Raw genomic sequence first — 26,590 nt, 5'->3', positions numbered from 1 at the left:
TATGAAATAATTTATTTTAAAATTAAATTTACCAAGATAGCATTTTTTAACAAATTTATCCTATTTTTTTGTGAAAAAAATTGTAAAATAAGGGCGTTTTATTCATTTTTACGGTTAATATTATTAAGGACATCAACATGAGTTTATTAGGCAGTTTAATCACTCAGGTCGCACAAAGTGCCTTACAAGGTCAAAGCCAACAACAACCGCGAAACAGTGGCATGGGCGGTTTAGGTGGCATGCTTGGCGGTCAAACCCAAGCCCAACCACGTTCTGGCGTGGATTTGAGTAACGGTTTTGGCTTGGATGACGTGATTGGCATGGCAGGCATGGTGATGAACGGCAACCAACAACAATCGCCAAGGCAGTCACAAGGCGGTGCATTGGGGCAAATTTTGGGTAGTGTGCTTGGCGGTCAAGGTGGCGGAAAAAATGCAATGATGGTGGCGTTGTTACCATTGGCGTTGAGTTTTATCCAACAAAATGGTGGTCTAAGCGGTGCGTTGTCAAAAATCCAAAATATGGGTTTTGGTAATCAAGCTCAATCGTGGATGAGTGCTAACCAACCGAACCAAACGTTAAATCCAAACGACATCAATCAGCTATTTGACCCACAACAAATCGCCCAAGTCGCTAGCCAAACAGGCTGTGACCAAGGCGAAGTGTGTCAAGGTATGGCAGATCTCTTGCCACAAGTGTTTGACCAATTAACCCCAAATGGCAACACCCATACCGAAACCCAAGCGAATCACGAAATTAATGAGATTTTATCGCAACTTTCACAGTTTATCCGTTAAAATATTGCACATTTTTATCGATTTAGAAAATCCCATACAAAAAAGTTATGGGATTTTTTTTTAGCAAAAACTTTGTTTTACCCCCTTAGTACAATGATAAAAAAGTGGTAAGATAAGATAAAATTTGTTACAAATTACAATAAAATTGAGCATTGTTTTAGATTAACTAAACAATAAAATTCGTTTTTAAAAGAACTGGGGCATTTTATGAGTCTGAATAATCTAACAGAAGACAAAATAAGTTTGGGTTTTAAGCCCATTCCGACTGTGATTGCGATTGTGATTACCTTATTAATTTGGTTTGTCATTCCTGTGCCTGACGGCGTAAAACCACAGGCATGGCATTTATTGGCGTTGTTTGTCGGTACGATTGTGGCGATTATTGGTAAGGCGATGCCGATTGGGGCGATTTCTATCATTGCGATTGCGTTGGTTGCTTTGACAGGCGTGACCGTCCCTGAGCTTGGTGAAAATGGTAAAGCGATTGCCAATCCGTCAGGTGAAGCGTTAAAACACGCTTTATCCAGTTTTTCTAATTCATTGATTTGGCTTATCGGTATTGCGGTTATTATTTCGTATGGCTTGAGCAAAACAGGCTTGGGCAGTCGCATTGGGTATTACTTTATTTCTATTTTTGGTAAAAAAACACTCGGGATCGGCTATGCGTTGGCGATTGCCGAAGCAGTGTTAGCACCGATTACCCCATCAAATACTGCTCGTGGTGGTGGGATTATTCACCCGATTATGAAAGCGATTTCGGAGTCGCTAGGCTCAAACGGGGCGAATGATGAAAGCCGTACAAAAGTTGGGCGTTATTTGGCATTGGTAAACTATAACACTAATCCAATTACGTCAGGGATGTTTATCACCGCCACCGCACCCAACCCGCTTGTCGTGAAATTCGTTGCTGAAGCGACTGGCAAAGAAATTGAGCTTAGTTGGACAACGTGGGCATTGGCGATGTTTTTACCCGGCTTGGCGTGCTTGTTCATCATGCCGTTGGTGATTTACAAAATTTATCCGCCAGAGCTAAAAGAAACGCCAAACGCCACCGAATACGCCAAACAACACTTAGCCCAACTTGGTTCGATGAAAAAAGGTGAAAAAATCATGCTTGGCGTGTTTGCCTTATTATTAATCTTATGGGCGAATATTCCTGCGATGATTTTTGGGGATACGTTTAAAGTAGATGCAACCACCACCGCCTTTATCGGTTTATCAGCGTTATTGTTGACAGGTGTTTTGACGTGGGATGATGCGTTAAAACAAAAATCAGCATGGGATACGATTATTTGGTTCTCAGCGTTGATTATGATGGCGACTTTCTTGGACAAATTGGGCTTAATCAAATGGTTCGCTGAAAATATCCAAGCAGGCATCGGACATCTTGACGTGGGTTGGGTCGGTGCGTGTGCGATTTTGACCTTGATTTATCTTTACACACACTATTTCTTTGCCAGTGCCACTGCTCATATTACCGCCATGTTTGCTGCCTTTTACGGAGTCGGTCTTGCGTTGGGAGCACCGCCGATGCTATATGCTTTGATTTTGGCGGCAGCAGGTAACATTATGATGGGTATCACTCACTACGGCACAGGAACTGCCCCTGTGATTTTTGGTTCGGGTTTTGTGACCCTTGGCGAATGGTGGAAGACAGGTTTTATTATCAGCGTAATTAACTGTATTGTTTGGCTTGCTGTTGGTTTGGTATGGTGGAAGGTGTTGGGTTATTACTAATTAGTTTGTTAAAATCATCTTAAAAAAATTACAAAATACCGTCAAAAATTTGGCGGTATTTTTTCATCATCAATCCACATTTGCCAAATCAAGATTTTTATCAATTTGCCAAACCAACCAACAACCCAAGCCCATTAAAATAAACATGGTTAAACCCAATTTTGCCACTGCATTGACAGGAAAAAAGTTTAACATCAAGCCACCAAAAATCCCCACGATAAAATTTAACGAACCTTGCAAGGCACTCGCCATACCTGCCCGATGTTTTTGGAAGGTTAACGCAATCGCCCCTGCATTCGGTTGGGTTAACCCAAGCCCTGCAATACAAAAAAAGATACTGGCAAGCACCAATGGCAGCCACGCATTCGTGCCAAACATTAGCCCAAGTGTTAACAAACAGGCCGATGAAATCACCTGAATTAACGCCCCAAAGCGTAATAAATTTACCAATTTAAACCGATTAACCAAAAACTGATTGACTTGCGTTAAGGCAATAAATCCGCCTGCATTCATGCCAAAAATCCAACCAAAATGGGTTTCACTCACCCCATAACCTTCCATAATCAGCTCAGGCGACGCACTGATATACACGAACATTGAGCCCATGAGTAGCCCTGCCCCAATCGCAGGATAGTTAAATTTTGGGTCTTTTAACAGCTCAGCATATTGGGCAAATAATTGCGACACGGAAAAATGATTGCGTCTGTCTTCGCTCAACGTTTCGTGCAAAAATAACTTGGTTAATACGATGTTTAATACGCCAAATCCTGCCAAAAACAAAAAAATCACTCGCCAATCAGCGATTTTTAACAACAATGCCCCAAGCGATGGTGCTAAAATCGGTGCAAGCCCCATAACGAGCGTCATTAGCGAGAATGCCTTTGCCATTTCTTTTGGGTGTAACCTGTCTCGTATCATTGCACGTGTTACCACCGCCCCCACGCACGCCCCCAATGCCTGTACCGTACGAGCCACGAACAGCACATATTCGTTGTCGGTTGTGGCACACAGTACCGATGCTAGCACATATACCGTCATGCCAATGTACAACGGCGTAATGCGTCCAATACGGTCAGATAACGGACCATAAAATAACTGACCGACCACCAAACCAACAAAATACGCAGGCACAGAATTGGCAATAAACGCCGTAGAAACCTCAAAATCATGTGCCATACTTGGTAATGCAGGCAAATAAGTATCAATGGTTAACGGGCCGACCGCCACGATTAAACCCAATAACATAATCCAAAACACAGGATAATCATTGGGTGGCGTATCGGGATTTGACAGGTGTAAAGTAGAATTTGACATAATAAATACTTATTTTTGGTTATTTTAAAAACGGTTAAAACACCTATTATAACGAAATTATCGTAGAGCTTTATTGTTTTTTATTAATTTTTTTAAAAATTAAAGCCAAGTTTTTCAACTTAGCTTTAAAATTAACCGAGATAAATTGCTTTAACTATTTGTCTTTTTTGGTCATTTGTTCAAAAAATTCATCATTGGTTTTAGAATCTTTTAACTTATCCAACAAAAATTCAGTGGCTTGAATTTCGTCCATTGGGTGCAATAATTTGCGTAAAATCCATACTTTACGCAGTAAAGCTTCGTCAATTAAACGTTCTTCACGACGAGTACCCGATTTTTTGATGTTAATCGCAGGGAATACCCGTTTTTCGGCAATTTCACGTTCAAGGGTGATTTCTTGGTTGCCCGTACCCTTAAACTCTTCAAAAATCACGCTATCCATTTTACTACCCGTGTCAATCAATGCGGTAGAAATAATGGTTAAGCTACCGCCTTCTTCCACATTTCTCGCTGCTCCAAAAAAGCGTTTTGGACGCTCCAACGCATTGGCATCCACGCCCCCTGTCAATACCTTGCCTGATGATGGAATGACGGTGTTATACGCACGAGCCAAACGTGTAATACTGTCTAACAAAATTACCACATCTTGCTTATGTTCTACCAAACGTTTGGCTTTTTCAATCACCATTTCAGCGACTTGAACATGGCGAGCAGGGGGTTCGTCAAAGGTCGATGCCACCACCTCGCCACGCACGGTGCGTTGCATCTCGGTAACTTCTTCAGGACGTTCGTCAATCAGCAACACAATCAGATGACATTCAGGATTATTGCGGGTGATAGATTGGGCGATGGACTGTAATAGCACAGTTTTACCTGCCTTTGGTGGTGCAACGATAATGGAGCGTTGTCCTTTACCAATCGGTGCGATTAAGTCAATAATTCGCCCTGTCAAATCTTCGGTGGTGCCATTGCCGAGTTCTAATTTTAATTGCTCAGTTGGAAAAAGTGGTGTTAAATTCTCAAAAATCAGCTTATGCCGTGAACGGTCTGGCGTGTCAAAATTGATTTCATTTACCTTTAACAACGCAAAATAACGCTCTGAGTCTTTTGGTGGGCGGATAGTCCCTGCAATCGTGTCGCCTGTTTTTAGGTTAAAACGGCGGATTTGGCTTGGGCTAACATAAATATCATCAGGACCTGCCAAATATGAACCTTCTGCCGACCGTAAAAAACCAAAACCATCGGGCAAAATTTCAAGCACGCCATCGCCAAAAATCGCTTCGCCATTTCTGGCGTGGGTTTTTAAAATGGCAAAAATAATATCTTGTTTACGGTTGCGAGCCATGTTCTCAAGCCCCATGCTCTCGCTGATGTGGATAAGTTCAGCAACGGATTTGCGTTTTAATTCGGTTAAATTCATAAAAACTTCATCAAATAAGAATAATTACTATCGTAACACAGGCTAACCCATTGAAAAACCACAATATTTAACGATACCTATTGTAAAACAATACTTAAAGATCACCACCCATTCATTTAAAACTTAAACAAATGGTAACCCTAAAGTGGCAAAATATTTAACGATTGCGTTTATTCATTGATAACCAATGTTTGATAAATTGGGGGAAAATAGAAAATGAATGATGGACATTCAAAAAGATAGATAATTATAGAGCTATAATTATTTTAGCGGTAGTATAATAAGCGTTAAATGCTATGCTTGTCAATATCTTTACTAAATATTTTTGCTCATTTTTGTCAATATTGTATCGTTTTTACCCATAAAATAAAAACGTTTGCCAATTGTAGATAATTTTGACAAACGTTATAGATACAAGTTTTTAATTATATGTTAAGAATAAACTTAAAATTATAATTGTTTATTGATAAAAGCTTCTAAATGTGGCTTTGGTAATGCTCCTGCAACCGCATCTACTTTTTCGCCATTATTAAACATAAATAGAGCAGGGATACTGCGGATACCGTATTGAGAAGCAAGATTTGGGTTGCTGTCCACATCAATTTTTACGATACGCACTTTGTCGGCATATTCGGTTGATAATTCATCTAGTATAGGTGCAATAGAACGGCAAGGCCCGCACCAGCTCGCCCAAAAATCTACCAATACAGGCACGTCAGATTGTAACACGGCTTGTTCAAAAGTGCCTTCATCGGCATGGATAACGTTTGACATAATTAATCCTATCTAAAAAAAGAAATTAGTAAATTGCCAAAAAACTTGGTCAATTGTTAAAATTATAGGGATTGCCCCCATCAATTACAAGTTTTTTGCGATTAATAATGATGTTTTAAAAAATTAATCGACTTGGCAAATTGATTACAAAATTTATTTGTAAAAAATTGTTGGTAAATTTACCTTGTTATTAACGAAAAACTCACTTAGTGCGAACCTGTTACCGCTTGCAATAGCTGTTCTGGCGGTAAATAGCCACCGATTTGTTGTCCGCTTTCGGTGAAAATCGCAGGTGTGCCATTGATGCCTAAAGCCATACCTAAATCGTGGATACGACGGACAGGGTTTTCACAGGCAGGGGCGTTAACAGGTTCGCCGTTTTTGGCGTCAGTAATGGCTTTTTGGCGGTCGGAACTACACCAAATACTTTCCATAATGGGAAACGTTTGTTCACTGCGTGGCCACGGTAAATAGCGAATTTCAATGCCTAAGCTGTTAATCTCGTCAATTTCGCTGTGCAATCTACGGCAGTAACCACAGTCGGCATCGGTAAAGACATAAATCGCCCCTTTGCTTGTGCCTTTGGCAGGGAAAATAATCATGTCTTTTTTGTCAATACTGGCAAGCGTGGCTTTGGTTTCTTGAGCTTGTAAATCAGCGGAAATGTGTTCAGGTTGGGCATTACCCACTTTGATAATGTCGCCTTGCACGATATATTGCCCCGTATTATCGGTAAAAAATGAGGGCAATCCTTCGGCTTTTACCCAAAACATATTTGGCATAGTGGTCGGTGTTACCGATAAAATTTTGGCACTGATGCCTGATTTTGCCAAATTATCTGCTAAAGTTTTTTGCAGTTTGGCATCGTTGTTGGCAGGCGCTGGTGTGGTGGTTTGTGCGGTGGCAGTCGTTGAGCTTGCTTTTTCAGTGGATTTGGCGTTGCTATTATCGCACGCGGTGAGTGTGATGATTGAGCCGAGTAGGGCAGTGATAAGGGCAGTTTTTGGCAAATTTAACATAAGTTTTCCTGATAATGACCGAGCTTTTAACATGATTTTTAACGTTAACAATCAGTCTGATTTTAAAAAATTTTGTTATTAGTATCAGTATAAAGCGATTTTCTTACAAATAATAGATGATAATTGTTAAGATTTTACAGATGATATTTAAAAAACTGGGGTTTTGATACAAATTGTTGCTTGTTTTTTGTTGATAAATTTGTAAACTAGCACTTTAATTTTTGATGAGTATTTAAAGAGAAAAGTTATGGCTGGAGCAAGTTTACTTACATTGATAGATGATATCACGCTGATTTTAGATGATGTGTCGGTGATGACCAAAGTTGCCGCCAAAAAAACCGCAGGTGTGTTAGGTGATGATTTGGCGTTAAATGCTAATCAAGTGGCGGGGGTAAAAGCCGACCGTGAGTTACCTGTGGTATGGGCGGTGGCAAAGGGTTCGGCGATTAACAAGGTGATTTTGGTACCATTGGCGTTGTTAATCAGCGCGGTGTCGCCTATGTTGGTAACGATTTTGCTGATGCTTGGCGGTTTGTTTTTGTGCTTTGAAGGGGCGGAAAAAGTTCTGCACAAATTTTTGCATAGTAAAGAAGAAGACGATAAAGACCACGAAGAACATCTGATTGCTAATGCGGATAATGTTGATTTGGTTGCCCTTGAAAAAGACAAAATCAAGGGGGCAATTCGTACCGACTTTATTTTATCGGCGGAAATTATCGTGATTTCGCTTGGGACAATGGCGGCAACCGTAACGCTGATGAATAAAGCGTTAGTATTAACCCTGATTTCTATCGTGATGACGGTGGGTGTTTATGGCTTGGTCGCTGGGATTGTAAAGTTAGATGATTTGGGCTTGCATTTGTTGCAAAAACCAAGTGAAGGTTCTCAAAAAATGGGTCGTGCAATTTTGGCATTTGCCCCAAAACTGATGCAGTTTTTGTCCATTGCAGGGACGCTTGCGATGTTTTTGGTCGGTGGCGGTATTATTGCTCATGGTATCGGCTTTATTCATCATGGCATTGAGCATTTGGGCGAAATGTCTGGTATGTTTAGCGGTTTAACCACCAATGTGTTAAATGGTTTGGTGGGCTTGGTCGCAGGTTTAATTGTGGTTGGTATTGTAACGGTGATTAACAAAGCTCGTGGGAAAGCTCATTGATTTTGATGGTGTTTGATGGCTTTTGATGAGATGGAAAAACAACGAAAATCACCTAAACAAATCGGCAAGAAATCATTGATGAATTGGATAAATCGTCTGAAAAGATGGCAATGGAAATGTTGGGGTTTTATTGCAGATTTGATAGTTGCTTGGTTAGTTTAACAAAAATTAAATCGTTAAAAAAAGCCGTTCACTCAAGAACGGCTTTTTTATGAACACTTAAACAACTTATTCTTCGGTTGGGGTGTCACTCGTTGGCGTTTCTGTTGGTTCAGCTTTTACCTTTTTCACGATAACCACATTGTCCACCTTTTTACTGGTGCGGGTTTTGGTTTTGGCAGGGGCTTTTTCTGCTTTCGCCTTGCGAGTGCGTGGTGCTTTTGGTTTGGCGATTGGTTTTGCCAAATTTAACACGCCAAGCGGTATGCTGTTCATTTGCTCAGCCACTGACTCAATCATGTTTTTGTAGCTAGCAGGGCTAGTTTTGCCTTTTGGTGAGTCGCCTTGTTCGAGATTGTCATCGGCTTGCTCGTGGTTTTGCTCATCATTTATTTGGCTGTTTGCTTGAGCTAAGTGGTGGGTTTCATCGGCGATTTTTGCCAAACTTTCTTCAACATCGTTCAACGCATTAGACAAGGCATTTTCCAATTTTGCCATATTTTCTACCAACTTTTGTTGATTTTGTTTGGCTTCATCATTTTGTTTGACATAGCGTTTGATGCTTTGTTGCATGGTTTTTTCAAAACCATCATCAATCGCTTCAAGCTGATTGGCAACGTCATTGTTTGGCGTTTGTGTTTGCTGTATTTGCTCTGTTTGTAATTTTCTTGCTTGTAAATAAGCTGACACAAATTCACCGTTAGCGATGTGCTGTTTAGCAATGTTACCAAGTTGTGCAATCAGCCATGCACCTGCACTATTTGTTGCATAGTTTGCTGGTGTTGTAATTGCTTTTGCTTCGGTTTTTGCTTTGGCATTGCTTTCGGTGTTAGTTTCTGCGATTGGCTTTGGTATTTGGGTTACCGTTGCCGTTGGCAAAATTTGCCCACGTGGGTCATTGCTCGCACGTTTGGTGACAGGGGCTGGCTCGGCTTGGGTTTTGCCTGCATCGGTGTGGAACTGATTGGCAGGGCAAATCATCTGATGATAGGTTTCTAGATTTTGTTGCGATAGTTGTTCATAGCCATAATTTTGGAAAAAGTGGCTAAATGTATCATCAGTTGCAAGGTCAGATTTTACACTTTGTACGGTTGGTGACGTTTGTGGATTGTCATTATGATGACGATAGGCGTGCAACGCACTGATAAAGGTAGTAACCATGCCGTGTTGGCTGATTTGCTCGTTGGCATCGCCAAGTTGTTGCTGAATAAACTGCGACACCGTGCCTGTGATAGGGTTGTTACTAATCGTCTGTGTCGCTGTTGGCGTAACGCTTGGGTTAAAACGCTGTTGATAAGCCTTGTAAACTTCCCTTGGGTCGTTTTTGGCACGTCCTTGGCTTGGAATAACATCAAGGCTGATTGTTGGTGTTTTGGTTGCGACTTCTGCTTTTGGTACAACGTTATTTTCAATGTTAGTTTGAATGGTTGGTTCAACAGGAGTAGGGGCATTTTCCACTTGAATGGTGGTTGGTTGTGTTTCACCTTTTGGTGTTTCCACTTGTTGGGCTTTAATTTTGTTTTCAACATTTACCACAGGCTCGCCTTTGCTGTTATCCAATGAAATATGGGTAACGGCTTGGGTGGTATCTACCGGGGTAGATTTGTGGATTTGTACCTGTATGCTGTCGTGTTTTGCTTTTTCTTTGACAGTAGGTTGGGCATGTGTGGCGTGGTGTTTTTCTGATACGTTTTCTTTGTCATCTTTGACATCGATATTCGACGTTGCTACTGCTACCGTGCTTGCAGGTACGCTTAGGGTTGCGTTGCGTTGTTTTTCACCACGACTTTCACGGCGTGAGTTTGGTTCACGTTTTGGCAAGCTGTCTTTGTGGTTTTTGTCGGATGTTGCGTCTTTGGCAGGTTGCGTATTGGCAACATCGGTTAGATTGCTATTGACATCTTCACCACGTTTTTTGGTTTTGACTTTGGCGGAACGACGGCCTTGACTACGTTTTTGTTTGCCTTCGTCTTTGTTGTCATAGCTGTTGTCGTTTTGTGGTTGCGATTGCGTTGCAACGTTGGTAACTGTTGCCGTGTTTGTGGTTTGTTGAACAGGCGTTGTTACGTCAGGCGTTGGGTAGGCGATTTGCCCGTGTAGCCCAAGGCTTTTTGCTCCTGTATTGACGATATTTTCAATCGCCGCTGCTGCATCTTGACTGCTGATGCTATGGGCAACTTGAGCTTGTACGGTTGGGGCAAATAGATTGGATAACCATGCAACGGCAGACGGTTGTTGTACCGTTTGGGTTTGGGTGTTTTGTGGTTTTTGTGCTTGCGGTGGCTGGCTTTGAGTTGGCTGAGTGGCTTTTTCTTTGTCTTTTTTAGCCGACGTTTGTGTATTCGCATTGTCCGCATTTGACCACGCATGAGTGTCAGTTGGGCGAGAGTTGCGACTTTCGTTTTCTCCGGTGTGCCAATTACTGGTGTCGTAGCCACGGTCATTGTATTGTTGTTCTAGGCTTTCGGTGATGCGTTCATAAGTCGGTGGTGCGTAGCCCTCGCTGTTAAACACGATATTAAACTCAGGCGACTCAAGGTGTGCGTGTGGCAAAATGGTAATGCGTGTGCCACTTTCTTGTTCCAAATAAACAAGGCTATCACGTTTTTCATTGAGCAAAAAAGCGGCGATGTCGGTTGGCACATCGGCTTGGATTTCACCATGACGTTCTTGCAAGGCTTTTTGCTCAATTTGACGCATGATTGACAATGCCAATGAACGCAAATCGCGTATCATGCCTGTGCCGTGGCAACGTGGGCATAAAAAGCCTGTCGCTTCTTCCAATGACGGACGCAAACGCTGACGGCTCATTTCCAATAAACCAAAACGTGAAATCTCGGCAAATTGCAATCTTGCACGGTCGGTTCGTGTGGCTTCTTTTAAACGATTTTCCACCTGTTTTTGGTGTTCATCGGTCGCCATGTCAATAAAATCAATGACAATCAAACCGCCCATATCCCGCAAACGCAACTGACGTGCAATTTCATCTGCCGCTTCCAAGTTAGTATTAAAGGCTGTTTCGCTAACGTCCGAGCCTTTAGTAGATTTTGATGAGTTAATATCAATCGATACCAAGGCTTCGGTTTGGTCAATCACGATTGAACCACCGCTTGGCAAACGCACTTCACGCTGATAGGCGGTTTCAATCTGACGTTCAATGCCAAAACGGCTAAACATCGGCTCATAATCCGTATATTTACGCAATTTATTCAACTGCTGTGGCATCATGGTTTCAATAAAATGAGCCGCCTCATTATAAGCGTGTTCATTATCTACCCAAATCTCAGCAATATCATCTCGCAAATAATCTCGCACCGCACGCGTAATCACGCTCGCTTCTTGGTGCACCAAACGTGGTGATGGGAAATTTTGATTTTGATAAAGAATGTTTTGCCAAATACTTAACAAATGATCAAGGTCACGTTGTAACTCATCGGCAGACTTGCCAATGCCTGCGGTTCGCAAAATCACACTCATACTTTTTGGCAATTGCAAGCTAGCCAGAGCTTGTTTCATTTCTTCACGCAATTTGCCCGAAATTTGACGAGAAATACCACCGCCACGAGGATTATTTGGCATCAATACCAAATAACGCCCAGCGAGCGAAATAAACGTGGATAACGCCGCACCTTTGTTGCCACGCTCTTCTTTTTCAATTTGAACGATTAACTCATCGCCTTCTTTGATAAGCTGTTTTAAAATGCTTGTTGTACGTGGGTCGCCCGAAAAATACTCATTGGCGATCTCACGCATTGGTAAAAAGCCCTGACGTGCTGAGCCGTACTCTACGAATACTGCTTCTAATGACTGCTCCACACGTGTCACACGCCCTTTATAAATATTGGCTTTTTTCTGTTCACGGGTACGGTTTTCTAAGTCAAAATCGTAAAGATGGTTGCCATTACACAACGCAACACGAACTTCTTCGGCGTGCGTAGCATTGATTAAGATACGTTTCATGTTTTAATCCTTAAACACAAAACCGTTTTACTGAAAAATATAAGACAACGGATTTTTATGGCAAAGATATTAATAAAAACAATTGTTTATCCAAAGTCTAGCTCGTCATTTTGGTGTCCGAAATACTGTTATACCAAACCTTTGTTTGCAAAATTTATCAGTTTTTTGCACTTTATTTGGCAACCGCTATCCATCAGATTAGCAGTTTTGTTAACAGATTATCGATAAAAAATTCGTTTATATTTTTGTTGATATCATAAAAAAATTATACGTTGGTATTGATTTATGGTATTTAACGACCATTGCTAAACAATTATTGTATAAAATCTTTGGTAAAAATCTAAAATCTCATCGGTACTGGGTTGGTTTCGCCCAAGTTTTTTTCAGTTCATACAGTTTTGTATTATTATTTGTTTAATAAAAATACACAAATGTGTTGTCAAGTTAGTAAAAAATGAACCATCACATTTTAAAATATTATTTGCGGTTAAGGTTTCATTTTTTTAACAACCTTAACCAAAAATTTTGGTGGTTAATTTTACCTTTTTGGGTTGGCATTTTACAAATTTTTTTCACAAAAATTTTGTTAAATCATACAAACATCGCTATGCGTACAGATAATTTACGCAAGATAAAATTAACGTGGTAAACTATAGCAAATTTTTTCACAAACGGCTATCAAAAAATGACATCAAACCGCAATTCTCACCAAAAAAATCCCAAAAACCGCAACCATACAGCAAAAAACAGCAATTTTACTGGGAAAAAAAATACAAATCCGCATAAAAAACCAAATAATCAACAAAAACTTGGTAATAAAAATTTACCCCGTCAAACCTTATCATCTATTAGAAAACATGATGAAAACTTTGAAAAAAACTTACAAAAAAAACGCAATCAACAAGCCAAATCTTACCAATCTCAATTTGACGAAGATAGCGATGATTTTTTAAAGCAAAACACAATAGATTTATTAGAAGATTCATCTAATTTTGCCGATGATTTGAGCGATGACCGTAATGGTAAAAACTCACAAAAATACCAGCATTTGACAGGCAATGACGATATTGCAGACTTTGGCAAAGTCAACTATATCACGGTAACTCGCCAACAGCACGACCAACGTTTGGATAATTTTTTGCTCGCACGTCTTAAGGGTTTGCCACGTTCGCATGTTTATAACCTTATCCGTTCTGATGAAGTGCGAGTAAACGGCAAACGTGCCAAAGCCTACGATAAGCTAGAGCGTGGCGACGTGGTTCGCATTGCCCCAGTCAAATTGGCAACGCGTGAAAAACCTGTGATAAGTCAAGAATTTGCCCAAAGTCTGCTAGAGCGTATCGTGTATGAAGATGATGGCTTAATCGTGCTAAATAAGCCGTCTGGTATGGCGGTGCATGGTGGTAGTGGGGAGCGTTTTGGGGTGATTGAAGTCATGCGAGAAGCGACTGGCAAAAAATATCTGGAACTCGTTCATCGTATTGATAAAGACACATCGGGTTTACTGATGATAGCCAAAAAACGCTCAACCTTAAAAACCTTGCAAGACCATTTGCGAGAAAAAACTTTGCAAAAAACCTACCTTTGTTTGGTAACAGGTTGGGTAAAAGCTGATAGCCAAAAAATTGATAAGCCGTTATTAAAATATACCTTAGCAAATGGCGAAAGACGTGTGAAAGTGGCACAAAATCATGCCGATAGCAAGCCGAGCCAGACCCTTGTTAAGGTGCTAAAACGTTTTGAGAGTGGTGGTAAAAAAGTCAGCCTTGTGGAAGCCAAACCGCTGACAGGTCGCACGCACCAAATCCGTGTACATTTAGCCAGTCTCGGTCATGCCTTGCTGGGTGATGATAAATACAATTTGCAGGATAAATCAGGGGTTCGCCGTTTGTGTTTGCACGCTTATCAGCTAGAGATCCCTGAATACCAAATGATTAAAGCGGATTTGCCTGATGATATGCAAAATTTGATAAATGAGTAAATTGGGGTGTTATTTATGAAAAAGATAACGGATTGTTTCAAACTTGGTTGTTTTGTTGGAATGTTAATTCTCGCTCAAATAAGCTATGCCGAACCTGTTAATTATAAAACAATGTTAAGTCTTTATAATAAAATTGCTCAAAATGACAGTTATGTTCACTTAAGTAATATGCTTGGTAAACAATTAACTATCAATAATTTACAAGCAAGAAACAAAGTGTTGGGTAAAAAAGAAATGTTTGACCAAAAAACTTTGGCTAATTTTGATAAGTTAAATACTGAATTGGTACAAAAAGCCATACAGTTGCAATTATTGGATAGTTGGAAACAAACGTATAGCGAAGAAGAGTTGCAGTTAATGTTAAAATCAACGGAGAAAGATAAAATTGATTTGCAAAGCCCATTGCAAATTAATATGACAAAATTACCTGATTATTTTGAGCAAGCTATGCAACAAATTGACTATATAAACAGATAGGAAAAAATTACTCTAATGCAATCAGATAAATAAGATAAAACCATGACCGACAAAACCCAACGTTTGCTAAACCATGCCAAAGCAAAAAACATTATTAGCCAACATCAGTTTGACGCATTAATTGGGCTCAATGATGACATGTTTAACAATGAAGTAAAAACCGCAATTCAACAAGATAATACGCCAAAATTTGTCCTATCGCATTTGTTGTATTATTTTGGTGGCTTGATAGCGATTGGGGCGATGACACTGTTTATGACGCTTGGTTTTGACAGTTATGGCAGTGTCGGTGTCATGCTCATTAGCGGTTTGTATGCAGTATTTGGGGCAGGTGTGGCGTATTGGTTGCACCAAAAAAATCTGCTCACGCCGTATAGTATCGTGCTTGGGTTTTTGTTGTGCCTTGTGCCGTTATTTATGTTTGCCTTGCAGGACAGTTTGGGGCTTTGGCAAGAATATGACCATTACCGAGATTATCACAGTTGGATTAGCGTGCAATGGCTGATTTTGGAAATTAGCACGCTCATTGTTGGTGCGGTGATGATGTGGCGATTTAAGCGGTCGTTTGTCATGTTGCCGATTAGTATTACGCTGTGGTATCTGTCTATGGACATCGTACCGTTATTGACCCAAGATGCCGAATGGTTTGATTGGGAATTGCGACAACTCGTGTCGCTGTATTTTGGTTTATTGATGCTGGTTGGGGCGATTTGGGTGGATTTTCGCCAACATCATAAAATGAGCGGACAAGATTTTGCTTTTTGGTTGTATATTATTGGCGTGATGACGTTTTGGGGCGGGCTGAGCTTACAAGAGTCAGACAGTGAGCTTGCCAAATTTATGTATTGTATGATAAATGTCGCCATGATGATATCAGGCATTGTGCTAAGACGGCGAGTATTTGCCGTATTTGGTGGGTTTGGCGTGGCAGGTTATTTGGGCTATTTGGCGTATGATGTCTTTGAAGACAGTATGATTTTCCCGCTTGTTTTGGCGTTAATTGGCTTTGCGGTTATCGCTTTTGGGGTATTTTGGCAAAAACATGAAGAAAAAATTTACCAAAAATTGTTAAGTTTATTGCCAAATACAGTTCAACAAAAATTGTTAAATTTATACGAATAAGGGTGAAAAATGTCAATTTCTTTTAGCAAAAAATCCCTAATTATCTTTGACTGGGACGGCACGCTGATGAACTCGGTCGGTTTAATCGTGGATGCCATGCGATTTTGTGCTGAGCAACATGGCTTGACCGTCAGTGATGAAGCGACCAAATCCATTATTGGCATTGCGTTGGTGGATGCGTTTCCGATTTTATTTCCGCATGATAAGGATAAATACGACCAACTTTTGGCGAGTTATTCCGATTATTATGTGAAACATTGCGACAACGACACGCTATTTGATGGTGTGAAGGCGTTGATTAAAACCTTGCACGCACAAGGCAAAATTTTGGCAATCGCCACAGGCAAAAAACGACAAGGCTTAGCCAGAGTATTGCCAGACTCAGGGGTTGAACCGTTTTTTAGTGTGAGTAAAACTGCTGACGAAACCGCAGGCAAACCCAATCCACTCATGCTTGAGCAGATTTTGGCAGAAACAGGCAAAACCCTTGCCGATGCGGTGATGATAGGTGACAGCGTGCATGATATGCGAATGGCGAATAGTATTGGCATGGATAGCATTGCCGTCAGTTATGGTTGTGAAAAAGCACAAGTTTTGGCAAAAGAAAATCCGACAGCCGTGGTGGACTCGGTGGCGGATTTGGCAAAAATTTTAGGCGTTTAAAATGTAAAAAAACTCACCAATTAAAGTGAGTTTTTTTATTTTTAAGGCAAAACCGCTTAATTACCAAAAACTTGCATACGGTTTTCTATTGGCTCAAACTGTTTTTCGTTCGCATCGCCTGCAATGCCACCAAATACCATTTGAGCAACTAATTGCCAATCTGGATTAATTTGCCATGTTTGCATTACTTGCTCGTCAATGATTGGGTTGTAGTGTTGCAAATTTGCCCCCACATCAACCGCTGTCAACGCCGTCCAAATCGCATATTGGTGCATCGCACTGGCGTGTCCTGACCAAATCGGAAAGTTGCTCGCATAGGATGGATATTGGGCTTGCAAATGTGACACCGCCGATTTATCTTCAAAAAATAAAATCGTCCCTACACCCGCTTTAAACCCATTGATTTTGGCATTGGTCACGGCAAACGCCTCATCGTTATTGATGATATTGCGTAAAATTTTGCTCGTCATCTCCCACAATTTTTCATGCTCTGCACCGAACAACACCACCAAACGCGTGGACTGTGAGTTAAATGCAGATGGCGTGTGCTTGAGCGTATGCTCGGTGAGTTGGATAATCTCGGCATTGCTGATTGGTAAATTTTTGTTTAAGCTGTAGATTGAGCGACGCTTTTCCGCGATTTGTTGCAAAATAGTTAAAGACATAAAATGCCCCTTTTTTTATCCAATGTTGAAAATTGATAGTTAATAAAGTTTTCATTAAAAAATAACGTATATTATAAAGAAATTTTTCAATTTAAAAAAGAGGTTTTTCTTAAGGTTTTAAAAAATTAGTCAAAATGATTAATTTTTATTTAATCTCGGAGCGGTTTCTTTAAGCGTTAAAAATACAGGCAACACGCACACCGCCACAACCATAATCATCACCCCTGATGCATAGGACTTACCCGTTATATTGGTAAACACTTGTGCCAGCAACGGTGTTAATCCTCCAAAAATTGCGGTAGCGGACGTAACGCCAAGTGCTAGCCCTGATAGTCGTACATTTACAGGAAATTGCTCACTGGTAGCGGATGTTGCCACTGCACTTACCGAACCTGCGATGCAGGCAAGTAGTACTGCACCGATTAACGCCATCGTCACGCTTTTTGTCATCAATTGAAATAAAAAGATTGGCATAATGGCACTTATGATACCTGTTCCAATAAGCACAAGTTTTCGTCCAACTTTATCAGATAACGCTCCAACTATTGGCGTAATGATAATCACCGAAAAAGACGCTACAGTAGATAGCCATAGAGCTGTTTTTTCACTAAAATTGGCGTTGGTTGTCAAAAATACAGGCACAAATGTGATACCCACATAATAGCTGATTGAGCCTAACGCAGAGATGGCAAATGTTTTTAAAATAGCGGGCTTATGATAGATTAGGGTATCAATAATAGGCGATTTTTTAGATTTTACATTGAGTGAATGTTGTAAAAATTCTGGTGATTCTGCCATATTATAACGCAACATAAATACCGCCAATGCCATCGTGCCTCCCACGATAAACGGCACACGCCAGCCCCATGTTAAAAGGTAATTATCCAAAAAATACACAGTCAAAGTACTGACTAATACCGCAAGTAAACCACCAATCTCACTAAATGCTGATGCTAAAGATGAGATAAACCCCCGTTTTTCAGGTTTTGCTCCCTCCAGGAGATACGCTACGACCCCCGTGTACTCACCACCCACTGAAAATGACATGACACAGCGTAACAGTAGCATGAGTACGCCCGACCAAATCCCAATATCATGAAAAGTGGGAAGCATAGCGGTCAAAAACATCGCAATGCTCATCAGCGTCATGGTGGTTAATAGCACAGAACGGCGTCCAAGCGTATCGCCCAAATGTCCAAAAAACAATGCTCCCAAGGGTCTCATGAGATATGACACGGCAAAACCCGCGAGTGTAATGAGCAATGATTTTGGATTATCACCAAAAAATACGCGAGAAATTACCGTAGCAAAATACAAATACAAGGTAAAATCATACCATTCCACAATCGTGGAGAATGATGCGATAAACAGTGAGCGTTTGGAAAGGGGGATAAAGGGTAGGTGAGTGGGTGTGAGCATGGCGCGTTCCATTTTGCTAATTTTCTTAATAATCCAGATAAACTTATTAGCGTTATTTGTAGCTTTATCAACGTTTATTTTTTAAAAAATTAACATTTGTTGAAATTAAGTGTATCTTGAAGCTTCATTAAGTGATTATGCGTAAAAAACAAGGAATTAGCAAGGTTTTTTACATAAAATTACGCCTAGATAGTTTATGGATGTTTTTCGGGAGCGTATTTACAAAAAAGATTTGCCATCTGGAATTTGTTTATTTATAATTCACCACTATTCAGCTATTCTAAAGAATAGCCATTGTTTAATCTGCGAAATTACCCTGATGTATCCAGCTGTATTTACAATATTAGTGTTTTTAGTAAAAATGCCTAATATGATTTTTAAGATGTAATTCGCAATGCAAAAGGAAAGATCCTGATGAAATATTTTTTAATCAGTCTCGTTGTCATGGGTGCGACAGTCTCGGCAAACGCCAATGTCGCATCGTGGTATGGTGAAAAACATCACGGCAAACGCACCGCATCGGGCGAAGTGTTTGACCAATATGGGCTAACCGTAGCGAGTAATATTCATAAAATTGGCTCAAAACTCAAAGTAACCAACCGAGCCAACGGCAAAAGCGTGGTGGTACGTGTAACAGACCGTGGTGGGTTTGGTAAATATGGTCGCACGCTTGATTTGTCCAAAGGGGCATTCCAACAAATCGCGAGCCTTGGGGCGGGCACAATTAAAGTAGATATTGAAAAACTACATTAATCATTAAGATTAGCTGTTAAGTTTTTTAAATAAAAAAGACGTTTCGAGAACGTCTTTTTTTATGCTTTTTTAAATGGCTAATTGTTGCTCACGCCATGCCAACAACGCTTTGACATCATTATCAATGCCCATTTTTAACGCTGTCAAATCTTGATAATGGCGTTCTGGATGCAAATAATGCAAAAATCGCACGTTTAACACTTGCCCATACAAATCACCGTCAAACTCAGGAAAAAAGACTTCCAATCGCCAATCATGCGGTTTTGCCACAGACGGACGCACGCCGATGCTTGCTGTGCCAAATAGTGAATTTGAGCGAAAGCCTATTAAACCAAGCTGTTGATTTTTGCTAAAACTAGCAAAACTTTGTTGGTTATTTAACACTGCATCAACTGCAAAAATCCCTTGTACCGCAGGTTTTAGCCGATTTAACGCCACATTTGCCGTTGGAAAATCAAGGGTTCGCCCAATTTTATCACCGTGCAACACGTCGCCTGTGATACTGTAATCTCTACCTAGCATTTGATTGGCTAGATTTAAATCACCTTTTAGCAAGAATTCACGAACTTTGGTGGAGCTGATGCGTTCATGGGCGTGATTTTCTACCGTGTCAAGGGTGAACACGGAAAATCCTGCAGTTCGTAAAAAACTGCTATCGCCGACACGGTCATGCCCAAAACGAAAATCATCGCCAAGTACCAAACCACGCACGCCAATCGTCTGCAATATGATGGCAAACTCATCGGCGGATAAGTTGCGAAACGCTTCGTTAAATTCGGCGATAATCACGTTTTGGATACCAAAAGCTTGTAACAATGCCAGTTTTTCATCACAATTGGTTAAGCGGGGTGGGGCAGTGTCAGGGCTAAAAAATTCTCTGGGTTGTGGCTCAAAAATCATCACTGCGGTGGCAAGTTGCTTGGTGTTGTGTCCGTTGGCAGTTTGGCAAAGCTTATGGAGCATGGCTTGATGCCCCAAATGCACCCCATCAAAATTACCAATGGTTAGCACACATTCGGGGAGTTGTTGGTGATGATTAATCAGTTCGCTTAAAGAATAAATATTCATAATTTTAATAATGCTAAAAAAAGTATCAAAACCTGTCATTATAAAGTAAAATAACCAAAAATGCGTGTTTTTTGCAAAAAAATTTAGGAGGTTATCTATGTTTCATTTTGAACCCCGCGTTTTTCAAGGGATATTATACCGTTTAGCCGAACCAAAAGATTTGCCAACACTCGTTGAGATTTATAATGAAAGTATCGTTACCAAACAATCTACAGCCGTTTTACAGCCGTTAACGGTGGCAGATTTGCAGGATTGGCTCACAGAGCATCGTGAAAATGCTAATCGTCCGCTTATTGTTGCTGTTTGTCAACAGACAAATAAGGTGCTTGGTTATGGTAGTTTTTCGGATTTATATCCACGTCCTGCGTACTGTATCAGTGCGGAAATTAGTGTATATGTGGCGAGTGATGCTAAAGGGCAGGGTATTGGACGGCAATTTGTTGGGTTATTGGAAAGCATAGCCCCTGCGTGTGGCGTGTCGCAAATGGTTGCTAAAATTTTTGCTCATAATCAACCGAGCTTAAATTTATTTAAAAAACAGGGATTTAGCCAATGGGGGTATTTACCAAAAGTGTGTGATATGAATGGTTTTATTGCTGATGTGGTGATTTTGGGAAAAGCAATTATCAATCATGATAAATAATTTTTTTAAAAGAGTTACAAAATATTTGTGTTTATCGGATTTTTCTGTTAGATTATCGTAAATTTTATGTTTATAAAATTAATCCCATAAGGAAAAAATATGGTTGATATCAATAAATCTAATAATCCCCCACCATTACCGACGGTAACGGAACTTAATACCTTGGCAGATTATCGCTTGCTCACTGAGCCGAACCGTTTAAGTGCAGGAATTGCGGTAGAATGGCTTCGTCACGCATGGGGGATTTTTAAAGATAATATTGCATTGTGGCTCGGTGCAGGGCTGTTAGTGATAATTTTACAAATAGGCTCAGCCTATATTCCGATAATTGGTGGGATTATTTCGGCGATTTTAAGTTTTGTCTGTTCGGCAGGTGTTGCGTATATGGCACACCGCCAGACCACCGAAGGCGATACATCGATTGGTGATTTGTTTGTGGCATTTCGTCATAATTTTAAAAGTTTTGTGTTTTTATATTTATGGTTATTGTTGATAACGTTGGTGCTGGTGATTTTACTGATTATCATCGGTTTTGCTACTGGGATTAATTTAGATATGGTAAAACAAGGTGATATTTTTGGTTCAGGGATATTGATTTTAATCGCTGTTGCGATTTTGTTATTTATTCCTTTAAGCATGGCAGTTTGGCTTGCACCGATTTTGATTTTATTTCACGATGTTAAAGCATTACAAGCGTTAAAAATGAGCTTTAAAGGCTGTATGGCAAATTTATTGCCCTTAACTGTACTTGGCTTGATTGGTATGATATTGGGAGTGATTGCTGTTATTCCCTTTGGGCTTGGTTGGTTCGTTTTAGTGCCTGTGATGATGATTGTCAGTTATGTGGCATATCGCTATATTTATACACAAATCTAAATTATCTTGTTAAAAAAACCAATCTTAATTGATTGGTTTTTATTTTTTAATGTGAATAATGATTTTTTACAAAGGCAATTAGCTGATAGGCAATGGTGCCTTTATCAGGGATTTTTGGAAAATTTGATGTTAAAATATCAATATTTGTTTGGTTTAGATCGTGGTCTAAATCCTGATTCAAATCTAGGCTATCAAGGTCAAAAAACCGTGCATCTATTAACTCTTGTTTATCAATTTTGATGTCACCTGCCACATAATTCGCCACAAAACCGAGCATTAAGTTACTGGCAAACGCCCACGGCTGACTGGCGATATATTGGATATTATCCACTTGCAAGCCGACTTCCTCTTGTACTTCACGAGCCACGCATTGCTCTAGGGTTTCGCCGACTTCCACAAAACCTGCAATTAGGCTATATATTTTAGTAGCTTTAGCACGCTGATGATGAGCCAACAAAATTTGAGTTTTTCCCAAATGTTCACGCACAATCGCCGTAATGGTACATGGCTGAATGCGTGGATATTGCCGATAATCACAGCGAATGCAGACGCTTGCCAATTCGCCTGTTTGTTTAAATTGCTCAAAACTGGTCTTTGCCCCACAACGGCTACAAAACCGATGCGTGGCGTGCCAATAAGCGATTTGTTTGGCACGGCTCAGCCGATAAAAATCCGCAGTTTCCAAAAAATTTAACGCTTGGCGTAAGTTTAGCCAAGTTAGAGTATTTGGCAAATCATTGAATAAAATTTTATCAAATAAAGGCTGGCTATTTTTAGCAAAATCTGTCAAATTTAACAGATATACATCATCGCCAATCGGTAATGCATCAGGCAACAATGCCGAATGTACATAATAAAAAATAGCTTTAACGTTAAATGCAAAGCTATCATTTTCTATTAAAATATAACGGTACATTAGGCGACCATAAGGTTTCGTAGGCTACGTTGTCCGACTTTAATGGCGTTACTACCTGCAGGTTTGTTGATTTCTAGGCTTTCTAGATAGTAATCCACCGCCATGACGATGTCTGCCATTTTTGCCAATTGTTCGGCTGAAATACCATTTGAGCCGTTTTGAATCAGCATTTCCATATAGTCGCTCGCACGGCGTAGTAGGCGGTTTGACTGCGGTAAATTTAAGAATTGGCACGCCCCTGACACGTTTCGCATGATTTCTGGTACATTGACAAGGTGCATAATGTCATGGTTGGCATCGGCGATATATTCGTTAAAGGCGTTTTCAATATTGGCAATACCTGTACGCCCTTCACGCACAAGGGTTGAATAGGCGGTATCTAATTGATATAAAGAGATTTTTCGGTTATAAATTGGTAAATTCACCGCCCCTGGGGTATGACTTTTTGCCATATAAATGGACGCATTTTCCGCAACCATTAAGCCTTCTAACAATTTGTCAAAATCTTCTGGGCTTGGCTGTGACCAACCTTTGACTTGGGCGATTTGTTCGTTCAGCGTTTCACTGGCTTCTTGTAGATTTAAGGTTTTAAAAATCAAACTCAAATCGTGTAAGCGAGTCGTCATCGCATCCAGCTCGCCTTCGGTACTGGTGATACTGTCTTGGCGAGCGTAGTTGTCGCTTGACGTTTTGACAAGGTTAATCTCTTCTTGGATTAGCTCATTTAAAGTATTGCTCAGTTCACGGTCAGGCCCGAACAAAAAGCGTTTCATCATGGCGAGTTGCTCATGGTTTAGCGTGTTGGTTGAGAATTTTTGTTTGATTTTTTCTGCCAATTTGCTATCACGACTGCTGGCAAAACGCACCAAATCGGCAAAACGTGAGTCGCTCACAGGCAAATAGTCGTTAAACTGTTGCTCAACAAAAATCAACGCGCGTTTTTGTACATTATTCAGCGGTAACACGTCAGCTAAATCTGACACCGCCACGTCTGCTGATTGCCAAAATAAGCTGTCTGAACGTTGTGAAATGGCTTCACACGCTGATTGCATGGCTTTTAATTTTTGCAAATCGGTTGGGTCGGTTGGGCGAGTTTTGGCAGTTAATGCTACGCTCAACCCTGCACGATAGGCTTCAATCAAGGTTTTTTTGTCAATGCCAAGTTCGGTTAACGATTGGAAATTTTGTTCAGGATGAGCAATGACAAGGCTACTGGTTTTGGCGGTGGTTAATTGTTCGAGGCTGATTTCGGCTTTACCAAGTTTGTTGTTTAAATTGTTAATCACAGGCAAAATTAAGGACGGCTCGATGGTTTCTTTTAACAATATAAATTCCACATAACGGCTTAGCGTCATGATACCTTCAGAAATATCCATGATAAATTCAATTTCGTCTTGTTCACGGTTGTCGTATAACTGCTGAAAGCCTTGTGACAACGCCCCTGCCAACACCGCACCTTCTTCAAGGTTGATTAAGCGTAACACTTTTAACATCTGTGCCAACGTTTCTACCGAATCTAGTAATAATGGGGCTTGGCTACTGTCATCATTAAATTCACTTAAATGAATTTCGGCATCTTTTAGTGTGGTTTCAATCTCTGGACGCAACAAATGCAATGATGGTAAATCAAAGTTAGTTGTCGTCAATTTTTGTGTTGTTGTATTCATCAAAGTGTTCCTAATAAAATCGGATAAATGTTGCTATTGTAAAATGTTTGTCAATAATTGTCTATGACAATCGGTTAATTTGATAAATTATTTGCCTAAATGGCGTTAGGCATCATTGAGTTGCCAGTTTTCTGCCAAGGCGGGGTGTTGGTCTTTTAAGGCATTGAGCCAGTTTTGATGAGCGGTTTCGCTATCGGCAGTTGCCAAAAATCGCCCCACCGCCACGCCGTCAAAGCGTTGGTGTTCATGATTGCCACCAATGCCCATATCACCATCATCAATGCCAAGCGATACTTGACCGCCTGTCATCGCCAAATAAACTTCCGCCAAAATCTCCGCATCCAGTAACGCCCCGTGAAAGGTACGGTCTTGTTTGCCAACGTCCAAACGCTTTACCAACGCATCAAGGGTATTTCGCTGGCCTGCATACAGTTGTTTGGCAATCGCAAGGCTGTCCACCACGCTCACCGTCTGTTCAAAATCCGCCAAACCAATACGACAAAATTCTGCTTGCAAAAAACTTATGTCAAAGTTGGCATTATGAGCGATAAGCTCAGCTCCTTGCAAAAAGTCATAAATACTTTTTCCGACTTGCTCAAAGGTCGGCATATCCGCCAAAAATTCGCTGTGAATACCATGCACCCGAATGACCTCTTCACCCATATTACGCAATGGATTGATATAAACGTGCAGTTTTTCACCTGTAAATTTGCGATTAATCAATTCCACAACACCCACTTCCACAATGCGGTCATCACCTTGGGCGTCAAAACCTGTGGTTTCTGTGTCCAAAATCAACTGACGATTTGCCATACCGTGATGTTTGGCAATTGGTAATAACGGCACAAATGTTGGATTAAAGGTTTGAGTATTGCCGTCAAATTCAGGTCGCTGTGCGATAAGCGTTTCATCTTGGCCGATAAAATGATTGTCTTTGACAAAAGGATAAAAACGCTCCGCTAGGGCAGACGGCTCAAAAAATGTTACGCTAGTGTCGTCTTTTTCCGATTTGTCGTTTTTACCTTTTTTATCGGCTTTATTGTCTTTATCCGCTTTCTTTTTTTTCGGTTTTTCATCGTTGTTTGCTAAATCATTTGTTGGTGACGGATTGTTTTCAGTTGAATTTGTCAAAATTTTATTGTTAGAAAACTCGTTTCCAGCTTTTGTCTCAATATTTGACGGCTCATCGTCTAACATATTTAACAAAAAATCATCTTGGCTGTCTATATCTTGGACATTTAAATCGTCTTGATTTTGTTCATAGTGTTCAAATTGGGCTTGATAATAGCTATCAGGCAACGGCTCAAAAGGCGGTGCATTGTCAAAATGTTGGAGGTCGTTTTGTTGGTTTGCTAAGTTGTTTGCTAAATTATTTGCTTGATTTGTCATATTTGTTGCCGTATTTTTTAGGATTTTTTCAAAGTTTTTTTGTGGTAAATTATCAATACCTTGGTTAGCAAGTTGGTCAGCGTATTCGTTGCCGTCATGTCCCGCATGACCTTTTACCCACTGCCAATCAATTTGCCGATGCTCACGTGCGTGGTCTAGGCGTTGCCACAAATCTACGTTTTTTACCTTTGCCCAATTTTTGCGTTTCCAACCGTCTATCCACTCAGTGATACCTTTTATCACATAGCTAGAGTCTGACCAGATTTGGATTGGCACATCGGCAGGACTGTTCTCCAACGCCACAATCACGCCGAGCAGTTCCATGCGGTTGTTGGTCGTGCCAATCTCACCGCCACAAATGTCCAGTTGCTTGCCACTAGGAAAAATCAGCACCGCCCCAAAACCGCCTTTAGCATTGTCCGTCGTGCCGTTGCCACGACAGGCACCGTCTGTATAAGCAAGTATTTGATTTGATAAGGGTTTTAAAGAATGTTGTGCCATACTCTGCCAATTTTTGTCAAAAAATGCTAGTATAAGCAAAAATTGGCAAAAAATCCATGCCAACACCGCCTTGTTCCGCAAAAAACCTTAGGAAACCTTAGATTTTATCCC

21 protein-coding genes are annotated in these 26,590 nt (G+C 40.5%); 10 read left to right on the top strand and 11 right to left on the bottom strand.

Annotation, left to right across the window (positions count from 1 at the left end; genetic code table 11):
• Positions 1 to 137: 137 nt before the first annotated feature.
• On the top strand, positions 138 to 797 hold the full coding sequence (locus A3G3_RS0109530) for a YidB family protein (protein ID WP_019520296.1): 660 nt from the start codon (positions 138 to 140) through the stop codon (positions 795 to 797).
• Between the two features lie 243 nt (positions 798 to 1,040).
• Positions 1,041 to 2,534: a DASS family sodium-coupled anion symporter gene (locus A3G3_RS0109525; protein ID WP_211207563.1), complete on the top strand. Its 1,494-nt coding sequence runs from the start codon at positions 1,041 to 1,043 to the stop codon at positions 2,532 to 2,534.
• A gap of 69 nt (positions 2,535 to 2,603) precedes the next feature.
• Here A3G3_RS0109525 and A3G3_RS0109520 read toward each other — a convergent pair whose 3' ends face one another.
• The 4 genes from A3G3_RS0109520 to A3G3_RS0109505 all read right to left on the bottom strand — a co-directional run bounded on the left by A3G3_RS0109520 (position 2,604) and on the right by A3G3_RS0109505 (position 7,061).
• Positions 2,604 to 3,848 carry a multidrug effflux MFS transporter gene (locus tag A3G3_RS0109520; protein ID WP_019520294.1) on the bottom strand — a complete coding sequence of 415 codons (1,245 nt, stop codon included), beginning with the start codon at positions 3,846 to 3,848 and terminating at the stop codon, positions 2,604 to 2,606.
• 154 nt (positions 3,849 to 4,002) lie between these two features.
• On the bottom strand, positions 4,003 to 5,268 hold the full coding sequence (rho, locus tag A3G3_RS0109515; protein WP_019520293.1) for a transcription termination factor Rho: 1,266 nt from the start codon (positions 5,266 to 5,268) through the stop codon (positions 4,003 to 4,005).
• Positions 5,269 to 5,718: 450 nt separating this feature from the next.
• On the bottom strand, positions 5,719 to 6,042 hold the full coding sequence (gene trxA, locus A3G3_RS0109510) for a thioredoxin (RefSeq protein ID WP_019520292.1): 324 nt from the start codon (positions 6,040 to 6,042) through the stop codon (positions 5,719 to 5,721).
• 206 nt (positions 6,043 to 6,248) lie between these two features.
• Positions 6,249 to 7,061 (bottom strand): DsbC family protein, encoded by an 813-nt coding sequence (locus A3G3_RS0109505; RefSeq protein WP_019520291.1) that lies wholly within the window; start codon positions 7,059 to 7,061, stop codon positions 6,249 to 6,251.
• A gap of 247 nt (positions 7,062 to 7,308) precedes the next feature.
• Here A3G3_RS0109505 and A3G3_RS0109500 point away from each other — a divergent pair, with 247 nt between their 5' ends.
• The gene (locus tag A3G3_RS0109500; RefSeq protein ID WP_019520290.1) at positions 7,309 to 8,220 is read left to right on the top strand and encodes a DUF808 domain-containing protein; all 912 of its coding nucleotides are present in this window, start codon (positions 7,309 to 7,311) and stop codon (positions 8,218 to 8,220) included.
• A 228-nt stretch (positions 8,221 to 8,448) separates the two neighbouring features.
• Here the strand turns inward: A3G3_RS0109500 and A3G3_RS0109490 are convergent, their stop codons facing one another.
• Positions 8,449 to 12,339, bottom strand: coding sequence for an Rne/Rng family ribonuclease (locus tag A3G3_RS0109490; protein WP_019520288.1), 3,891 nt, complete (start codon positions 12,337 to 12,339; stop codon positions 8,449 to 8,451).
• Between the two features lie 685 nt (positions 12,340 to 13,024).
• Here A3G3_RS0109490 and A3G3_RS0109480 point away from each other — a divergent pair.
• From A3G3_RS0109480 to A3G3_RS0109465, 4 genes are read left to right on the top strand one after another with little or no spacing between them, the layout of a single operon-like run.
• Complete coding sequence (locus tag A3G3_RS0109480; RefSeq protein ID WP_019520286.1) at positions 13,025 to 14,320, top strand: RluA family pseudouridine synthase; 1,296 nt, start codon at positions 13,025 to 13,027, stop codon at positions 14,318 to 14,320.
• Between the two features lie 15 nt (positions 14,321 to 14,335).
• Complete coding sequence (locus tag A3G3_RS0109475) at positions 14,336 to 14,797, top strand: hypothetical protein (RefSeq protein WP_156802146.1); 462 nt, start codon at positions 14,336 to 14,338, stop codon at positions 14,795 to 14,797.
• A gap of 42 nt (positions 14,798 to 14,839) precedes the next feature.
• The gene (locus A3G3_RS0109470) at positions 14,840 to 15,919 is read left to right on the top strand and encodes a hypothetical protein (RefSeq protein WP_019520284.1); all 1,080 of its coding nucleotides are present in this window, start codon (positions 14,840 to 14,842) and stop codon (positions 15,917 to 15,919) included.
• Positions 15,920 to 15,928: 9 nt separating this feature from the next.
• The gene (locus A3G3_RS0109465) at positions 15,929 to 16,582 is read left to right on the top strand and encodes an HAD family hydrolase (RefSeq protein ID WP_019520283.1); all 654 of its coding nucleotides are present in this window, start codon (positions 15,929 to 15,931) and stop codon (positions 16,580 to 16,582) included.
• Positions 16,583 to 16,638: 56 nt separating this feature from the next.
• Here A3G3_RS0109465 and A3G3_RS0109460 read toward each other — a convergent pair whose 3' ends face one another.
• Both A3G3_RS0109460 and A3G3_RS0109455 read right to left on the bottom strand, forming a co-directional pair.
• Positions 16,639 to 17,247: a nitroreductase family protein gene (locus tag A3G3_RS0109460; protein WP_019520282.1), complete on the bottom strand. Its 609-nt coding sequence runs from the start codon at positions 17,245 to 17,247 to the stop codon at positions 16,639 to 16,641.
• A 138-nt stretch (positions 17,248 to 17,385) separates the two neighbouring features.
• Positions 17,386 to 18,666, bottom strand: a complete 1,281-nt coding sequence (locus A3G3_RS0109455) for an MFS transporter (protein ID WP_228702726.1) — start codon at positions 18,664 to 18,666, stop codon at positions 17,386 to 17,388.
• 414 nt (positions 18,667 to 19,080) lie between these two features.
• Here A3G3_RS0109455 and A3G3_RS0109450 point away from each other — a divergent pair, with 414 nt between their 5' ends.
• The gene (locus tag A3G3_RS0109450) at positions 19,081 to 19,419 is read left to right on the top strand and encodes a septal ring lytic transglycosylase RlpA family protein (RefSeq protein WP_019520280.1); all 339 of its coding nucleotides are present in this window, start codon (positions 19,081 to 19,083) and stop codon (positions 19,417 to 19,419) included.
• A gap of 69 nt (positions 19,420 to 19,488) precedes the next feature.
• Here A3G3_RS0109450 and ribF read toward each other — a convergent pair whose 3' ends face one another.
• Positions 19,489 to 20,487 (bottom strand): riboflavin biosynthesis protein RibF, encoded by a 999-nt coding sequence (ribF, locus tag A3G3_RS0109445; protein WP_026212963.1) that lies wholly within the window; start codon positions 20,485 to 20,487, stop codon positions 19,489 to 19,491.
• 97 nt (positions 20,488 to 20,584) lie between these two features.
• On the opposite strand from ribF, the gene A3G3_RS0109440 reads away from it, so the two are divergent.
• On the top strand, positions 20,585 to 21,130 hold the full coding sequence (locus A3G3_RS0109440; RefSeq protein ID WP_019520278.1) for a GNAT family N-acetyltransferase: 546 nt from the start codon (positions 20,585 to 20,587) through the stop codon (positions 21,128 to 21,130).
• 99 nt (positions 21,131 to 21,229) lie between these two features.
• Entirely contained in the window at positions 21,230 to 22,006 is a 777-nt protein-coding gene (locus A3G3_RS0109435; protein WP_019520277.1) for a BPSS1780 family membrane protein, read from the top strand.
• 46 nt (positions 22,007 to 22,052) lie between these two features.
• On the opposite strand, the gene nudC is transcribed toward A3G3_RS0109435, so the two are convergent.
• The 3 genes from nudC to dnaQ form a co-directional block, all read right to left on the bottom strand.
• Positions 22,053 to 22,922: an NAD(+) diphosphatase gene (nudC, locus tag A3G3_RS14085; RefSeq protein WP_019520276.1), complete on the bottom strand. Its 870-nt coding sequence runs from the start codon at positions 22,920 to 22,922 to the stop codon at positions 22,053 to 22,055.
• Complete coding sequence (locus A3G3_RS0109425) at positions 22,922 to 24,589, bottom strand: hypothetical protein (protein ID WP_019520275.1); 1,668 nt, start codon at positions 24,587 to 24,589, stop codon at positions 22,922 to 22,924. Before A3G3_RS0109425 ends, nudC begins: the two co-directional genes overlap by 1 nt.
• A 105-nt stretch (positions 24,590 to 24,694) precedes the next feature.
• Positions 24,695 to 26,479, bottom strand: coding sequence for a DNA polymerase III subunit epsilon (dnaQ, locus tag A3G3_RS0109420; protein ID WP_026212962.1), 1,785 nt, complete (start codon positions 26,477 to 26,479; stop codon positions 24,695 to 24,697).
• Positions 26,480 to 26,590 lie beyond the last annotated feature (111 nt).

The organism is Moraxella boevrei DSM 14165 (genome assembly GCF_000379845.1).
GTDB classification, from domain to species: domain Bacteria; phylum Pseudomonadota; class Gammaproteobacteria; order Pseudomonadales; family Moraxellaceae; genus Faucicola; species Faucicola boevrei.
The sequence above is the reverse complement of the archived record's forward strand: the minus strand, read 5'-3'. Positions and strand labels throughout refer to the sequence as shown.

Bases quoted from the DNA above. Each gene is read 5' to 3' on its own strand.
- A3G3_RS0109530 (WP_019520296.1), top strand. From the start codon at position 138: ATGAGTTTATTAGGCAGTTTAATCACTCAGGTCGCACAAAGTGCCTTA.
- A3G3_RS0109520 (WP_019520294.1), bottom strand. From the start codon at position 3,848: ATGTCAAATTCTACTTTACACCTGTCAAATCCCGATACGCCACCCAAT.
- rho (WP_019520293.1), bottom strand. From the start codon at position 5,268: ATGAATTTAACCGAATTAAAACGCAAATCCGTTGCTGAACTTATCCAC.
- trxA (WP_019520292.1), bottom strand. From the start codon at position 6,042: ATGTCAAACGTTATCCATGCCGATGAAGGCACTTTTGAACAAGCCGTG.
- A3G3_RS0109505 (WP_019520291.1), bottom strand. From the start codon at position 7,061: ATGTTAAATTTGCCAAAAACTGCCCTTATCACTGCCCTACTCGGCTCA.
- A3G3_RS0109500 (WP_019520290.1), top strand. From the start codon at position 7,309: ATGGCTGGAGCAAGTTTACTTACATTGATAGATGATATCACGCTGATT.
- A3G3_RS0109490 (WP_019520288.1), bottom strand. From the start codon at position 12,339: ATGAAACGTATCTTAATCAATGCTACGCACGCCGAAGAAGTTCGTGTT.
- A3G3_RS0109480 (WP_019520286.1), top strand. From the start codon at position 13,025: ATGACATCAAACCGCAATTCTCACCAAAAAAATCCCAAAAACCGCAAC.
- A3G3_RS0109475 (WP_156802146.1), top strand. From the start codon at position 14,336: ATGAAAAAGATAACGGATTGTTTCAAACTTGGTTGTTTTGTTGGAATG.
- A3G3_RS0109470 (WP_019520284.1), top strand. From the start codon at position 14,840: ATGACCGACAAAACCCAACGTTTGCTAAACCATGCCAAAGCAAAAAAC.
- A3G3_RS0109465 (WP_019520283.1), top strand. From the start codon at position 15,929: ATGTCAATTTCTTTTAGCAAAAAATCCCTAATTATCTTTGACTGGGAC.
- A3G3_RS0109460 (WP_019520282.1), bottom strand. From the start codon at position 17,247: ATGTCTTTAACTATTTTGCAACAAATCGCGGAAAAGCGTCGCTCAATC.
- A3G3_RS0109455 (WP_228702726.1), bottom strand. From the start codon at position 18,666: ATGCTCACACCCACTCACCTACCCTTTATCCCCCTTTCCAAACGCTCA.
- A3G3_RS0109450 (WP_019520280.1), top strand. From the start codon at position 19,081: ATGAAATATTTTTTAATCAGTCTCGTTGTCATGGGTGCGACAGTCTCG.
- ribF (WP_026212963.1), bottom strand. From the start codon at position 20,487: ATGAATATTTATTCTTTAAGCGAACTGATTAATCATCACCAACAACTC.
- A3G3_RS0109440 (WP_019520278.1), top strand. From the start codon at position 20,585: ATGTTTCATTTTGAACCCCGCGTTTTTCAAGGGATATTATACCGTTTA.
- A3G3_RS0109435 (WP_019520277.1), top strand. From the start codon at position 21,230: ATGGTTGATATCAATAAATCTAATAATCCCCCACCATTACCGACGGTA.
- nudC (WP_019520276.1), bottom strand. From the start codon at position 22,922: ATGTACCGTTATATTTTAATAGAAAATGATAGCTTTGCATTTAACGTT.
- A3G3_RS0109425 (WP_019520275.1), bottom strand. From the start codon at position 24,589: ATGAATACAACAACACAAAAATTGACGACAACTAACTTTGATTTACCA.
- dnaQ (WP_026212962.1), bottom strand. From the start codon at position 26,479: ATGGCACAACATTCTTTAAAACCCTTATCAAATCAAATACTTGCTTAT.